11 protein-coding genes and 1 tRNA gene are annotated in these 13,934 nt (G+C 57.4%); all 12 read right to left on the bottom strand.

Annotated elements, in window-relative coordinates; translation table 11 throughout:
- Nucleotides 1-15 precede the first annotated feature (15 nt).
- Nucleotides 16-1,554, bottom strand: a complete 1,539-nt coding sequence (locus tag FQB27_RS08525; protein WP_169560500.1) for a methyl-accepting chemotaxis protein — start codon at nucleotides 1,552-1,554, stop codon at nucleotides 16-18.
- On the bottom strand, nucleotides 1,551-1,985 hold the full coding sequence (locus tag FQB27_RS08520) for a hypothetical protein (RefSeq protein ID WP_169560499.1): 435 nt from the start codon (nucleotides 1,983-1,985) through the stop codon (nucleotides 1,551-1,553). Before FQB27_RS08520 ends, FQB27_RS08525 begins: the two co-directional genes overlap by 4 nt.
- A 404-nt stretch (nucleotides 1,986-2,389) precedes the next feature.
- Nucleotides 2,390-4,162, bottom strand: a complete 1,773-nt coding sequence (locus FQB27_RS08515) for a methyl-accepting chemotaxis protein (protein WP_169560498.1) — start codon at nucleotides 4,160-4,162, stop codon at nucleotides 2,390-2,392.
- A 127-nt stretch (nucleotides 4,163-4,289) separates the two neighbouring features.
- A tRNA-Lys gene (locus tag FQB27_RS08510) sits at nucleotides 4,290-4,365 on the bottom strand.
- 68 nt (nucleotides 4,366-4,433) lie between these two features.
- Nucleotides 4,434-5,573: a rod shape-determining protein RodA gene (gene rodA, locus FQB27_RS08505; RefSeq protein WP_206374464.1), complete on the bottom strand. Its 1,140-nt coding sequence runs from the start codon at nucleotides 5,571-5,573 to the stop codon at nucleotides 4,434-4,436.
- Complete coding sequence (mrdA, locus tag FQB27_RS08500) at nucleotides 5,566-7,467, bottom strand: penicillin-binding protein 2 (RefSeq protein WP_169560495.1); 1,902 nt, start codon at nucleotides 7,465-7,467, stop codon at nucleotides 5,566-5,568. The genes rodA and mrdA overlap by 8 nt, the downstream gene beginning before the upstream one ends.
- Nucleotide 7,468: 1 nt before the next feature.
- A complete protein-coding gene (gene mreD / locus FQB27_RS08495; protein ID WP_169560493.1) occupies nucleotides 7,469-7,984 on the bottom strand; it encodes a rod shape-determining protein MreD in 516 nt (171 codons plus the stop codon).
- Between the two features lie 18 nt (nucleotides 7,985-8,002).
- Complete coding sequence (gene mreC, locus FQB27_RS08490; protein WP_169560491.1) at nucleotides 8,003-8,908, bottom strand: rod shape-determining protein MreC; 906 nt, start codon at nucleotides 8,906-8,908, stop codon at nucleotides 8,003-8,005.
- A gap of 43 nt (nucleotides 8,909-8,951) precedes the next feature.
- Entirely contained in the window at nucleotides 8,952-9,992 is a 1,041-nt protein-coding gene (locus FQB27_RS08485) for a rod shape-determining protein (RefSeq protein ID WP_169560489.1), read from the bottom strand.
- Between the two features lie 489 nt (nucleotides 9,993-10,481).
- Nucleotides 10,482-11,501 (bottom strand): ketol-acid reductoisomerase, encoded by a 1,020-nt coding sequence (gene ilvC / locus FQB27_RS08480; RefSeq protein WP_169560487.1) that lies wholly within the window; start codon nucleotides 11,499-11,501, stop codon nucleotides 10,482-10,484.
- A 58-nt stretch (nucleotides 11,502-11,559) separates the two neighbouring features.
- Entirely contained in the window at nucleotides 11,560-12,072 is a 513-nt protein-coding gene (gene ilvN, locus FQB27_RS08475; RefSeq protein WP_169560485.1) for an acetolactate synthase small subunit, read from the bottom strand.
- 62 nt (nucleotides 12,073-12,134) lie between these two features.
- Nucleotides 12,135-13,898, bottom strand: a complete 1,764-nt coding sequence (locus FQB27_RS08470; RefSeq protein ID WP_169560475.1) for an acetolactate synthase 3 large subunit — start codon at nucleotides 13,896-13,898, stop codon at nucleotides 12,135-12,137.
- Between the last annotated feature and the right edge of the window lie 36 nt (nucleotides 13,899-13,934).

Raw genomic sequence — 13,934 nt, 5'->3', positions numbered from 1 at the left:
TTTCTCAGGTCCGCGTCAGGCGCGGATTTTTTCAAGGAACCGGCTCACCTCAGCCAGCACCTTGTCCGCATCCTCGACCAGTTCGGACGACGCGTTCAGCACATTTTCCGACGCCTCGATACTTTGCGTGCAGTATCCGTCAATTTCGGACACCTCGTTCTTGACCCGGATCGTCCCGTCATAGGCGTACCGTGTGCTCTGGGATATCTCGTTGGTTGCCACGGTCTGCTGCTCCACCGCAGCGGCAACGGATGTGGTGGTACTGCTGATCTCGTTGATGATGGACAGGATTGTCTCGATCTCGCCAGCGGCCTTTTCACTGACCTGCTGGATACCGGCCACCTGTGTGGTGATATCCTCTGTGGCACGGGCCGTCTGGGTCGCCAGATTCTTCACCTCGTTGGCAACCACAACAAACCCCTTCCCGGCTTCACCGGCCCGGGCGGCCTCAATGGTCGCATTCAACGCCAGAAGGTTTGTCTGTTCCGCAATATCGCTGATCAGGCTGACCACTTCGGAAATCTGCTGTGCCGCCGATTTCAGTTGCCCCATGGTCTGCGCCGTTGCCGAAGCCCGCTCCGTGGCATTGGCCGCCACCCGGCTTGACTGGTTGACCTGACTGGAAATCTCAAGGATGGACGAACTCAATTCCTCGGTTGCGGATGTAACAGACTGAACGTTGCCGGACATGGTATCCGTTACATTGACGGCTTCTGTTACCTTGCTGCTCACCGACCCGGACAGGGTCTGCATGTTGGCCGCCAGACGGGTCAGGGTGCGGGAATTCTCGGCGACCTTGCGCACAATCTGCCCGACATTTTCCTCAAAATGCCCGGCCACCTCTGCCCGTTCCTTCTGGCGTTTTTCCCGGGCGCTTTCCACCTCTGCCAGCTTCTCAAGGTTAAGACGCTCTGCCTCCGCCCGCAGTTCATTGACATGCGCTTCTGACTGCCGCGCCTCCTCGGTTGCTTGCAGGGCGCGCAGCTTCTCGCTTTCGGCGGACCGGGTTGCCTGTTCCGCCTCCTCAACCGCTGCCGCTGATTTGCCGAAGGCCCGGACAAGGTTGAAGGTCAGCCAGGTCAGCACCGCCGATTCCAGAACCACCACAACGGCATGAAGGACAACCCGAAGGAAATCCGCCCCGTCCGGGAAGACCGCCGCCGGGAAGACAAAATTCAGGATCAGGTGATGCAGGGCAATGGTCAGGGTTGCCACAATAATGGTCCGCCAACAGCAAAGCGCGGCCACAATGGCAAGACTGGCAAAGAAATACATATGAATATCGATCTGCCACGGGTGACCCGTAAAGACGTAAACCAGCAAACCGACCTGAACCATATAGCTGATGCCCGCCATATACCGGAACAGCAGCGAAACCTCATCCCGCCGATAGAACAGCGTGGTAAGCCCGGCCAGAACAGCAGCCCCAACCGTTGCCGCCATCCAGTCCGCGCCCACGGCCATGGCCGTCAGAAAGGTTACCGGCACATGGAGCCACAACAGAACTACGATTGATCGGGCAACGGACAATCGCAGATTTTCGAGTGCATTCATAATAACCCCCTCTTCAAGGAACCGGACCGGCTTTCTGCGGACAGGCAGGCGCCCCCCGCCAGCGCATCAACAACAAACAGGGCATTCTCAAACTGCATATGATCAGCCTGAACACCGTCTTCCGGGCGGACAACCACAATATTGTCCCATCCCCCGGTGCCGATGAACTGGACCGGATGGGCGGACAGGTCACCCAGAATATCCGTCAGCGCCGCAGTTGGCGGAAAGATAACGGCCAGATGACGGGTTTTCGCATTGGGAAGAACCGTCAGCCCTGTCAGGAACGCGGTGCCAGCGCACATCAGCAGCGCCGCTGCCAAGGCGGCCCGCCCCCGTTCATTCGCCCCGATTTTCTCCAATGACGCCACCAGACTTTTCGCTCGCTTCCCGGCAATCAAGGCTGCAATAGTACAGCCAACTTCCTTTATCAACCCTTACCTGATTACGTTTTTTCACACCGAATGGATCACGAAAAAATATTTTTCAATTCATTTGATCACAATCAATGCTGCATATGCGAACATTGCCTATAAGGCGACCGAATTGAATGAATCACTTTGCATAAAATATAGGTAGTCACGATGTCAACCAACGCCACACAATCCGCGAATAAGACGTTCAACGCCTCCAAAATCAAGGATTTCGCAGCCATCTTCGCATTTCCGATCATGATGGTTCTGTGGGCAGTTGGCTCCTACCACTAATTTAGAATTTATTTTTGCAATGCAAAATCAAGGCGGGGTCTCCCCGCCTTTTTTTGTGCGCAAAACTTGCCTTTACTGACAAAAAAAGCCGGACCCTTGGGCCCGGCTTTTTTTCTGATCTGTCGCCCAGGTCAGGATGCCTTGACCGATGCCAGGAAACGGCTCACCTGATCACGCAACTCACCAGATTGCCGGGACAGCAACTCCGCCGCCCCCAGAACCTCGTTCGCCGCCACACCGGTGGCACCGGACGTTTCCCGAACGGAGGTAATATTCATTGTCACATCCCCTGCGGAATGGGCCGCTGTCTGCGCGTTCCGACTGATTTCAGACGTTGCCGCGCCTTGCTGTTCCACGGCTGAGGCAATGGCCGTCCCGATGTGGTTGATCTCCCGAATGGTCTCCGAAATCTCCTGGATCGCCGTCGTCGTGGATTGGGTTTCAGACTGCAAGGCAGAGATCTGGGCAGAGATTTCCTCGGTGGCCCGGGCCGTCTGGTTGGCAAGGCTCTTCACCTCGGACGCAACCACGGCGAACCCCTTGCCGGCATCCCCCGCCCGTGCCGCCTCGATCGTGGCGTTCAGGGCCAACAGGTTCGTCTGGCCGGCGATATCGTTGATCAGGGTGATTACCTCGCCGATCTTGCTGGCCGCATTCTGCAGCGATGTCATGGCATTTCCGGTGCTGTTGGCCTGCTCCACCGCACGGGTCGAGATGCTGGCCGACCGGCTTACCTGTGAGGAAATCTCCCGGATGGAGGAAGACAATTCCTCGGTGGCCGATGCGACCGCCTGCACACTTGTCGATGCTTCCTCAGACGCGGAAGCCACCAGATTGGACCGCTCGCTGGCATCGGATGCGTTGCGGCTCAAACCTTCCGCGGCGCCCCGCATCTGCTCGGACGAGGAAGACACCGTGGTCACGATCCCCTGCACACTGCTTTCAAATGTTTCCGCCAGTTGCAGCATGGCCCGCTTGCGTTCTTCTTCCGCACGCTGTTCTGCGGCCTGTTGCTGCTCGACTTCGCGGCGCTTCGCTTCTTCCCGCTCCGTGATGGCGCGCTGTTCCTCTTCGATCTGGCGCTGACGCATCTCTTCCTGCTCGGCCGCCATGGCATCCATCTGGATCGCATTCTCCCGGAACAGGGCCAATGCCTTGGACAGGCGCCCGATCTCGTCCCCGCGGTCCGTATCCGTAGGCTCGAAATCCTTGTCCCCTTCGGCCAGACGTTCCACATTGCCTGTGATCCGGGCCAATGGCCGGACGATACTGCGGCCGATCAGCATGGAAATGCCGATAATGACAAACAGGACAACTGCCCCCGCTGCCACCAACTCGGTGACATATTCAGAACGGGTCTTCTCCAGATCATCCATATAAACGCCGGTTGTGATGATCCAGCCCCACGGCTTGAAAAGCCTCACATAGCTCAATTTCTCGATGGGGACATCCGATCCCGGCTTGTGGAACACATACCCCACATATCCGCCGTCCGGCTTCTTCGAGACCTCCAGCATTTCACGGAAGAAGAATTTTCCATTGGCATCCTTTGTCTGCATCTGATCCTTGCCGATCAGGTCTTTCACAAAAGGATGCATCAGCATGACCGCATTGGAATCGGTGATGGTCAGGTAATCGCTGTCGTTATAGCGCATGTCCTGAAGCACCTTCATGGCCTCCAGCTTCGCAGCTTCCTCAGTCAACTCCCCGGCCACAGCCATCTTGTAGTAATGGTCGGAAACACTTTCCGCATTCTGAATAACGGTCTTCAGGGTCGCCTTGCGGCCATTTGTCAGGGCGCTGTCAATCGCCGTGATCCCCAGCCCCCCCATAACCAGCATCGCAATCAGCGACGCCCCGACCAGTGCCAGTATCTTTTTACTGATGGTAATATTCTTCAACACTTCCTTACTCCAACCACACAAGTTACCACTTTAACCTGCAGGACATAGCAAGGAGCCGTTAATAAACACTGAAGATGTTTCAGAAACGAAAAAGCCCTTGAAAACGGTTCGTTTTCAAGGGCTTGAATGGTAGGCGCTACAGGGTTCGAACCTGTGACCCGCTGATTAAGAGTCAGCTGCTCTACCAACTGAGCTAAGCGCCCCCAAGGGGTTGGGCGCGGAATATAACACCGGTTTTACGAACATGTCGACAGAAAAATACGTCAAAAATTCAGTATTTTCGGCGGGCGATTTCCACGTCCCGGTGGATATAGACACTCATGATCAGACCAAAGCCGACCATCAGGGTCAACATGGAGGTTCCCCCGTATGAGATCAGTGGGAGCGGAACCCCCACCACGGGAACCAGCCCCATCACCATGGCCACATTGATAAAGACATACAGGAAGAACACCCCGGTCATCCCCACCGCCAAGAGCTTTCCGAACTGGTTGCGGGAGCGGAGCGCAATGGCATAGCCATAGGCCATCAGCAGGATATAGAGGGCAAACAGGGTCAGGCCGCCGATCATGCCAAATTCTTCGGCCAGCATGCTGAAAATGAAGTCCGTCCGCATTTCCGGCAGATAATTCAGATGGCTTTGCGTTCCCTGAACAAACCCCTTGCCAAAAATCCCGCCTGAGCCCAGCGCGATCTTGGACTGCATGATATGATAGCCGGAACCGAGCGGGTCGGATTCCGGGTTCAGGAAGATCAGGATGCGCTTCTTCTGGTAGTCATGCAGGAACTGATAGGCAAAGAAACCCACCGGGATGGCGGCACCGATCACCGCGCCAAATTTCCACAGACTGACCCCTGCCGCAAAAAACACGATCCCCGCCCCGGCCACCAGCAACAGGGTGGTGCCAAGATCCGGCTGACGCAGAACCAGCGCGGACGGCGCCAGCACCAGCAGAATGGGCGGTAGAACCCAGCGGATACGCCGGACATCTTCCAGTGACAGGCCATGGAAATAGCGGGCCACCGCCATCACAAGGGTGATTTTCATAACCTCGGAGGGCTGCAATTGCAACGGGCCGATTTCCACCCAGCGCCGCGCGCCCATGCCCACAACGCCCATGACCTCGACCGCGCCCAGCAACAACAGCGATATGGCGTAAAGCGGATAGGCAAGCCGCAACCAGATCCGAACATCCACAAAGGCAACCACAAACATGATCACCAACCCGGCAGCAAACCGGATCATCTGGCGCGAGGCCCAAGGCTCGATACTGCCGTTGGCCGCCGAATAGAGCATGGTAAAGCCGACCGCCGCCGCCGCACAGATCAGCAGGACGAAGCCCCAGTTAACATCCCAGATTTTGCGCGAGAAAGACGGCGCCGGATCCGGCGAGCCAAGCTCCCTAAGCATTGCCATCCTCCTTGTCCTCATGGGTGTGGGCGAACTGCCCCCGTCCGGGCCGGCGAACCGGGTCAAGACGCATGGTTTCCTCAAGCAGGGCCGTCGCCAAGGGGGCCGCCACCTTGGAGCCGCTGCCCCCATGCTCGACAATGACCGACACCGCATAGCGCGGCTCATCATAGGGCGCATAGGCAACGAACAGGGCATGATCCCGTTCTTCCCACGGCTTTTCATGGGATTTCAGGACGCCGGTCTGGCGTTCCTTCTTGGAAATCCGCCGCACCTGTGCGGTTCCGGACTTGCCAGCCATCTCCCAGTCCACATCCTTTGGCTTGGCGCCCCGGCCTGTTCCGAGCCGCCCATGCATCACATCATACATGCCATGCAGGACCGCCTGCAGCGATGATTTGCTGATCCCCATATCCGGGGCTTGCTCCGCATCGGACACGCCATGATCAACACCGCCGTCGCGGCGAACCAGACGCGGCGTCACGGCCTTGCCGCCATTGGCAAGCCGGGCCGTCATGACCGCCAGTTGCAGCGGCGTTGACAGAACAAAGCCCTGCCCGATCCCCACGTTATAGGTTTCGCCCTTCTGCCACGGCACCCCGTGAACCGCCAGCTTCCAGTCGCGGGTCGGCATCAGGCCCTTGCGTTCGCCCAACAGGTCGATCCCCAGCTTGTCGCCAAGACCGAAACGATGGGCCATTTCCGCGATCCGGTCCACGCCCACCTTGGCGGCAATTTCATAGAAATAGATATCGCAGGATTGCTCGATGGATTCCCGAAGGTTGACCTTGCCATGACCGCCCCGTTTCCAGCAATGGAAGCGATGCTTGCCAAGGTCCGTATAGCCGCCGCAGAAAACCGTATTTTCCGGCGAGATCACGCCTGCCTCAAGGGCCGCCAGCGCCACTACCATCTTGAAGGTGGAGCCCGGCGGATACTGCCCGGCCACCGCCTTGTTGCCAAGCGGCCGCTTGGGGTTGGAGACCAGTGTCTTCCATTCCCGGCTGCTGATGCCGGTGGTAAAACTGTTGGGATCAAAGCCCGGCACGGATACAAGCGACAGAATGTCTCCTGAATGGATATCCATGACCACCGCCGCCGCGCTTTCGTTATTCAGCCGACGGGTGGCGAATTTCTGCAATTCCGCATCAATGGTCAGAACCAGATCATCGCCGGCGGTTCCTTCCTGCCGGCTCAGCTCCCGGATAACACGGCCATAGGCATTGGCCTCAACCCGGCTGGTGCCTGCCGTGCCCCGCAGGGCCAGATCATAGTATTTCTCGATACCGTTCTTACCGATCCGAAAGCCCGGCAATTCAAGCAGCGGGTCCGGCTCCAGCTTTTGCAGGTCCTTTTCGGAAACCGCACCCACATAGCCGACCACATGGGCAAAAACCTCGCCGAACGGATAATCGCGGGTCTCCCCCACTTCCATCTGGACGCCGGGTAATTCGGGGCTGTGCACATTGATGCGGGCAAACTCGTTCCAGGTCAGGTTTTCCATCACCGGAATGGGAACGAAACCGCGCTTCCGCTTCACCTCGTTCAGAACCCGCTCACGGTCCATTTCCGGGACCGGAACAAGACCCGACAACCTGTCCAGGGTTTCTTCAACGCTTTTTGTCTGCTCCGGGATCAGGACCACCTGATAGTTTTGGCGGTTGCTGGCCACTTCCACCCCAAACCGATCAAGGATCCGCCCGCGCAAGGGCGCCAACAGACGGATATTCATCCGGTTTTCGTTGGCCATCATGGTATATTCGTCGGACTGGATCACCTGAAGATAATAGAGGCGCCCGGCCAGAACGGACATCAGGCCAGCCTGCCCGCCAGCCAACAATAGGGCCCGCCGGGTGAAAACCTTGGATTTTTCCTTGTCCCGCCTGTTTGACATCTCAGATATGCCTCAAAATACTGTTCTGGAGCAGCCCGAACACCCACGCAAAAGCGGGGAACAACAGAACCGTCAGCGCCAGTTGCACAAGGAAAGGAAGCGCCGGAACGAACGCAAACGCATAGAGGCACATGATCACCCAGGACAGCGCCGCCATCCCTGTCGCCACCAGCAGAAATCCCCACCACGATTGAATAAAGGCCTTGCCCACAAAGACCTGCCGCTGGGAACTGGCAATCCAGTGCACCAGCAACAGGATCAGGGAGCTCATCCCCATCGGGCCGCCGGTCATGATATCCGTTGTCAGACCGATCAGAAACACGGCGGGTGCCGGCATCAGATAGGGACGCTGCAAGCTCCAGTAAAATACCGAGATCGACACCACAGAAGGCGTCACGGTGGCCATATTCTCGATCCGCACCGGGATAACCGTCATCACCGCCAGCAGAAAGGTCAGCCAGAACGGCAAGCTGCCCCGTAAAAGGCGATTAACCTGATATGAAAAAGAAGGGTTCATGGGCGACACGACACTCCGTCAGTTGCCAAAACGGCTTTCGCCCAGTCGGCTTTCCCCCAAATCACCCGGATTGGTTCCCTGATCGGTCAGCCCCGGCAGGTCATAGCGCAGCACGCTGACAAATTCCAGACGGGCCCAATCGGCAAAGGCCTGCACACGGACCTGACCTTCCGTAACCGAGGACACGGTTCCGATCGGCCAGCCGCTTGGCAGCATGCCGCCATCACCCGAGGTCACCACCCGGTCCCCGGCGGAAACCTGCGCGTTGGTCTGCAGATATTCAAGTTTCGGAGAAATCGAGTTGTCCCCCACCAAAATCCCCTTGTGGCGGGAATTTTGCAGCAACACCGGTACGCGGGAGTTCAAGTCAGTCAGCAACAGGACACGGGACGATTGCCGCCCGGTTTCCGCGATCCGCCCGACAAGGCCATGGGGCCCAACCACGGCCTGACCAACCCGGATGCCATCCCGGCTTCCTGCATTCAGCAGCAGGGTCCGCACAAACGGCCCCCCGGAATCGCCAATAACCCGGGCCGTAATCGGCAGGACCAGCGGATCGGACAGGGCGTTGAGCAAGCGGCGGAAATTCTCGTTTTCCTTATCCAGCGCCAGACTGGCCGCCTGCCATTTCTGCAGGCGTTCATTCTCGCGCCGAAGACGTTCGTTTTCCTCGATCAGGCTGGCCAGTTCCCGCACCCTCTCGATGCCCTTGTTGATGGCATTGACAGGTTGCGACAAGGTGCCCAGAACCGGAGACAGGGCATCCACGCTGATGGTCCGCACCCGTTCCATCAGCACCAGATCCGCCTTGCCAAGAACCAGCAGGGCGATGGACAGGACAATCAGGCTCAGAAAAGCAAAGCGCTGAATGATATTCTTCAGCGGAAATGCAATTTTCGAAGCGGTTCCCTGCCTCAAGCTCATAGATTAACTCCGGTCACCCGATCGTCAGATACGGTTCACTTAATCAGTTGTCGCCGCTCAGAACGTGACGCAACGTCTTCAATTCTTCCAGCGCACGGCCGGTACCGATTGCCACACAGGAAAGCGGCTCGTCGGCAATGGAAACCGGCAGGCCGGTTGCATGGCGAAGGACATAATCGAAATTGCCCAGCAAGCCGCCGCCGCCGGTCAGCACAATGCCCTTGTCCACGATATCCGCGGCCAGTTCCGGTGCGGTATGTTCCAGCGCGACCTTCACGGCCTCGATAATGGCCCCCACCGGTTCGGCCAGGCTTTCAGCAATCTGGCGCTGGCTGATGACCAGTTCCTTCGGAACCCCGTTCATCAGGTCGCGACCCTTGACTTCCATGGTCTCGCCATTGCCGTCTTCCGGCGGACAGGCGGACCCGATGGTTTTCTTGATCCGCTCGGCAGAGCTTTCACCGATCAGCAGGTTATGGTTGCGGCGGATATAGGCGATGATTGCCTCGTCCATCTTGTCACCGCCCACACGGACGCTTTTCGCATACACGATACCGCCAAGGGACAGGACCGCCACCTCGGTGGTGCCACCGCCGATATCCACAACCATGGAGCCGGTCGGCTCGGTCACGGGAAGCCCGGCGCCAATTGCGGCTGCCATCGGTTCCTCGATCAGGTAAACCTCGCGGGCACCGGCATTTTCAGCGGATTCCTTGATGGCCTTCCGTTCAACGGCGGTTGAGCCGGACGGAACGCAGATGATGATTTGAGGGCGGGCGAAGCTGCGGCGGTTATGCACTTTCTGGATGAAGTGCTTGATCATTTCCTCGGCAATTTCGAAATCGGCAATGACGCCGTCCCGAAGGGGGCGAATGGCTTCGATATTGCCCGGCGTCCGGCCCAGCATCATTTTGGCTTCATCACCAACGGCAAGAACCTGTTTCTTCCCGTCCCGATGAATGATTGCCACAACAGAAGGTTCATTCAGGACGATTCCGCGGCCCTTTACATAAACAAGGGTGTTCGCAGTGCCAAGGTCGATTGCCATGTCAGCGGAAAGCATGCCGAGCATTTTGGAAAACATTAAATTGCCTCACTCACCTAAATATTACGAAAGAGCAAGCCCCCCTTGCCCTTCAATTCAGTTTTCAATCGGGCCCGACGACGCCATACCCGATTAACCATAAAAAAGCGCTGTGATTACACAATAATTCCTTGCGCTACACAATGCCTTATGGGGTATGACAGAATATCGTTAAAATTTCCCAACCATCACACAAAAACTATTACGCTCTTTTCCCCGGATCAAGCAACCGATTTATGGCCGGACGCACGGGATTTTTGGCTTTTCGGACAAATGAGGCAGGAGCATGACAGTCCGGCAACAAGGTTGTCACGAGACAGCCCTATAAATTGATCTGCAAGGGGCCGTTTTCTTGGCATGCTGGTTGCCCCCGGTTGCTGCCGGATCGCCCAGCCTTGAATCCGACTCGCCCCTGCCCCCGAAATCACCAGTAAAAGACACAAAAAAAGCCGGTGCAGGGCACCGGCTTTCTGTCGGGAACAGTGTTCCTTAGTTCTTGGATTTGTCCACCATGGCGTTTTCGCCAATCCAGGACATCATGCCACGCAGCTTCGCACCGACTTCCTCGATCTGGTGGGCGTCGTTCAGGGAGCGTGTTGCCTTCAGGTACGGCTGGCGAACCTTGTTTTCCAGCATGAAGTCACGGGTGAACTTACCGGTCTGGATGTCGGTCAGAACCCGCTTCATTTCTGCCTTTGTTTCCGGCGTAATGATGCGCGGACCTGTGACATACTCACCATATTCCGCTGTGTTGGAGATGGAGTAGTTCATGTTGGCAATGCCGCCTTCATACATCAGGTCGACAATCAGCTTCACTTCGTGCAGGCATTCGAAATAAGCCATTTCCGGAGCGTATCCAGCCTCGACCAGAGTTTCGAAACCGGCGCGGATCAGTTCAACGAGACCACCGCAAAGAACAGCCTGCTCACCGAACAGGTCGGTTTCGCATTCTTCCTTGAAGGTGGTTTCGATGATGCCGGCGCGGCCGCCACCGATGGCGGATGCGTATGACAGGGCGATATCCAGTGCATTGCCGGAAGCGTCCTGATGAACAGCAACCAGACACGGAACGCCGCCGCCACGCTGATATTCGGAACGAACCGTGTGGCCCGGCCCCTTCGGTGCGATCATGAACACGTCCATGTCGGCGCGCGGCTCGATCAGGTTGAAGTGCACGTTCAGGCCGTGGGCAAAAACCAGGGCAGCACCGTCTTTCATGTTCGGAGCCAGATCCTGCTCGTAGATGTCAGCCTGCAGTTCGTCCGGTGTCAGCATCATGACAACGTCGGCCCACTTGGCTGCGTCTGCCGGTGTCATGACCTTCAGGCCAGCGCCTTCCGCTTTCTTGACGGAGGAGCTTCCTGCCCGCAGGGCGACAGCGATATCGGCAACGCCGGAATCTTTCAGGTTATTGGCGTGGGCGTGGCCCTGGCTACCATAACCAACGATGACAACTTTCTTGCCCTTGATCAGATTTACATCGGCATCGCTGTCGTAATAAACGCGCATTTCTCTATTTCCTTCCAGAGTAAACTATTCAAATTCGTCGTTGTGTTAAACCACCCTCTCAGATGGTTTCATGTCCCCGTTTCAGTGCCACGATACCGGTGCGGCACACTTCCACCTCCCCGAGCGGCTCCATCAGCGCGACAAAGGCTTTTACCTTTTCCCGGTCGCCGGTGACTTCGAACACCAGGGAGCTTTCGGTCACATCAACCGCACTGGCCCTGAAAATATCCGCCATCCGCAGGGCTTCCACCCGTTTCTCTCCGGTCCCCTCAACCTTGACCAGAGCCATTTCCCGCTCAACGCTGGGACCGTCCAGGGTCAGGTCGGCAATGCTGTGGACCGGCACCAGCCGGTTCAGTTGCGCCTTGATCTGCTCGATCACCATCATGGTGCCGGTGGTGACGATTGTGATCCGGGACAGGTTTTCCTTTTCGTCCACCTTGGCCACAGTCAGGCTCTCAATGTTATAGCCGCGGCCAGAAAACAGGCCGACCACACGCGCCAGAACGCCAAACTCGTTATCGACCAGAACGGCAATGGTGTGCCGGTGAATTTCTGTTTTTTCAATCATTGTCCAAGCAATCTTTCAAAGGGGCCAGAGGCCCCGCAATCCCCAAAATCAACTCCGGTCGCTTATACCAGCGTCATGCCCTCGCGGGACACTTCAGGCCCCTCGCCTTCCGCATTGTCGGCCAGCAGCATTTCGTTGTGGGCCGCGCCGGACGGCACCATGGGGAAGACGTTCTCTTCCTTGTCCACCACCATATCCAGAAGGACCGGGCCGTCGGTTTCGATCATCTGAATGATCGCCTCGTCCACCTTGTCCGGGTCGGTACAGCGCAGGCCGGTTCCGCCAAACGCTTCGGCAAGTTTCACGAAGTCAGGCAGGCTTTCCATGTAACTTTCAGAATAGCGGCTTCCATGCAGCAGTTCCTGCCACTGGCGAACCATGCCCATATATTCGTTATTCAGCAGGAAGACCTTTACCGGCAGGCGATACTGCATGATCGTGGACAGTTCCTGAATATTCATCATGGCCGAGGCTTCGCCGGACACATCGATGACCAGCGCATCCGGGTGCGCCACCTGAACCCCCATGGCAGACGGCAGGCCATAGCCCATGGTGCCCAATCCCCCGGAGGTCATCCAGCGGTTCGGCTCCTCAAACTGGAGATACTGGGCCGCCCACATCTGGTGCTGTCCCACCTCAGTGGTGAAATAGCGGTTCTTGCCCTTGGTCAGTTCGTTCAACCGGGACAGGGCATATTGCGGCTTGATGATCGGGCCGGACTGGGTGAATTTCAGGCAGTCGCGGCTGCGCCAGCCCTCAATCTGCTGCCACCATTCCTCAAGCGCGGCGGCATCGGGACGGCACACATCGGTCTTCCAGACCTTGATCATGTCCTCGAGGATATGGGCCACATCACCGACAATGGGAATATCCACCGGCACGTTCTTGTTGATAGAACTGGGGTCGATATCCACATGGATTTTCTTGGAGTTGGGCGAGAACGCATCCAGCCGCCCGGTAATCCGGTCGTCAAAGCGGGCGCCAATACAGATCATGACGTCACAATCATGCATGGCGTGGTTGGCTTCATAGGTGCCGTGCATCCCCAACATGCCAAGGAACTGCCTGTCGGACGCCGGATAGGACCCCAGACCCATCAGGGTATTGGTGATCGGATAACCGGTCATGCGAACGAACTTGGTCAACAGGTCGGACGCCTTGGGGCCAGAGTTGATAACGCCGCCGCCCGTATAGAAGATGGGCTTCTTGGCATTGGCAATCAGGGAAACCGCTTCCTTGATGGCTTTCAGGTCACCCTTGACCTGCGGCTTGTAGCTTTTGTGCTGGACCAGCGCCGGGGGCAGATATTCTGCTTCTTCGAACTGGGTATCCTTCGGCAGGTCAATCACGACCGGGCCGGGGCGGCCACTTGTTGCCACATGGAAGGCCTCATGCACGGTGCGGGCCATGTCCTTGGCGGATTTTACCAGATAGTTGTGTTTGGTCACCGGACGGGTGATCCCGACGGTGTCCGCTTCCTGAAACGCGTCATTGCCGATCAGGTGTGTCGCCACCTGCCCTGTCAGGCAGATGATCGGAATACTGTCCAGCAACGCATCGGCCAGACCGGTAACCGCGTTGGTCGCGCCCGGCCCTGATGTCACCAGAACCACACCCGGCTTTCCGGTGGAACGGGCATACCCCTCGGCTGCGTGAACCGCGCCGCCTTCCTGGCGCACCAGAATGTGCCGGATGCTGTTCTGCTTGAACAGGGCATCATAGAGCGGTAGCACGGCACCACCAGGATATCCAAAAATCACTTCCACGCCCTGATCAACGAGCGCCTGGATTACGATTTCTGCACCGGTCATTTCCTGGTTTGCCATTGGCTGTACCTAATCTCTCTATTGTTCGGCAATAGT

This window comes from Sneathiella chinensis (genome assembly GCF_012720115.1).
Lineage (GTDB): Bacteria > Pseudomonadota > Alphaproteobacteria > Sneathiellales > Sneathiellaceae > Sneathiella > Sneathiella chinensis.
Note: the sequence above shows the minus strand (reverse complement) of the source record. Positions and strands in the feature narration are given on the sequence as shown.

Bases quoted from the DNA above. Each gene is read 5' to 3' on its own strand.
- FQB27_RS08525 (WP_169560500.1), bottom strand. From the start codon at position 1,554: ATGAATGCACTCGAAAATCTGCGATTGTCCGTTGCCCGATCAATCGTA.
- rodA (WP_206374464.1), bottom strand. From the start codon at position 5,573: ATGCTTAGGGAGCTTGGCTCGCCGGATCCGGCGCCGTCTTTCTCGCGC.
- mrdA (WP_169560495.1), bottom strand. From the start codon at position 7,467: ATGTCAAACAGGCGGGACAAGGAAAAATCCAAGGTTTTCACCCGGCGG.
- mreD (WP_169560493.1), bottom strand. From the start codon at position 7,984: ATGAACCCTTCTTTTTCATATCAGGTTAATCGCCTTTTACGGGGCAGC.
- mreC (WP_169560491.1), bottom strand. From the start codon at position 8,908: ATGAGCTTGAGGCAGGGAACCGCTTCGAAAATTGCATTTCCGCTGAAG.
- FQB27_RS08485 (WP_169560489.1), bottom strand. From the start codon at position 9,992: ATGTTTTCCAAAATGCTCGGCATGCTTTCCGCTGACATGGCAATCGAC.
- ilvC (WP_169560487.1), bottom strand. From the start codon at position 11,501: ATGCGCGTTTATTACGACAGCGATGCCGATGTAAATCTGATCAAGGGC.
- ilvN (WP_169560485.1), bottom strand. From the start codon at position 12,072: ATGATTGAAAAAACAGAAATTCACCGGCACACCATTGCCGTTCTGGTC.
- FQB27_RS08470 (WP_169560475.1), bottom strand. From the start codon at position 13,898: ATGGCAAACCAGGAAATGACCGGTGCAGAAATCGTAATCCAGGCGCTC.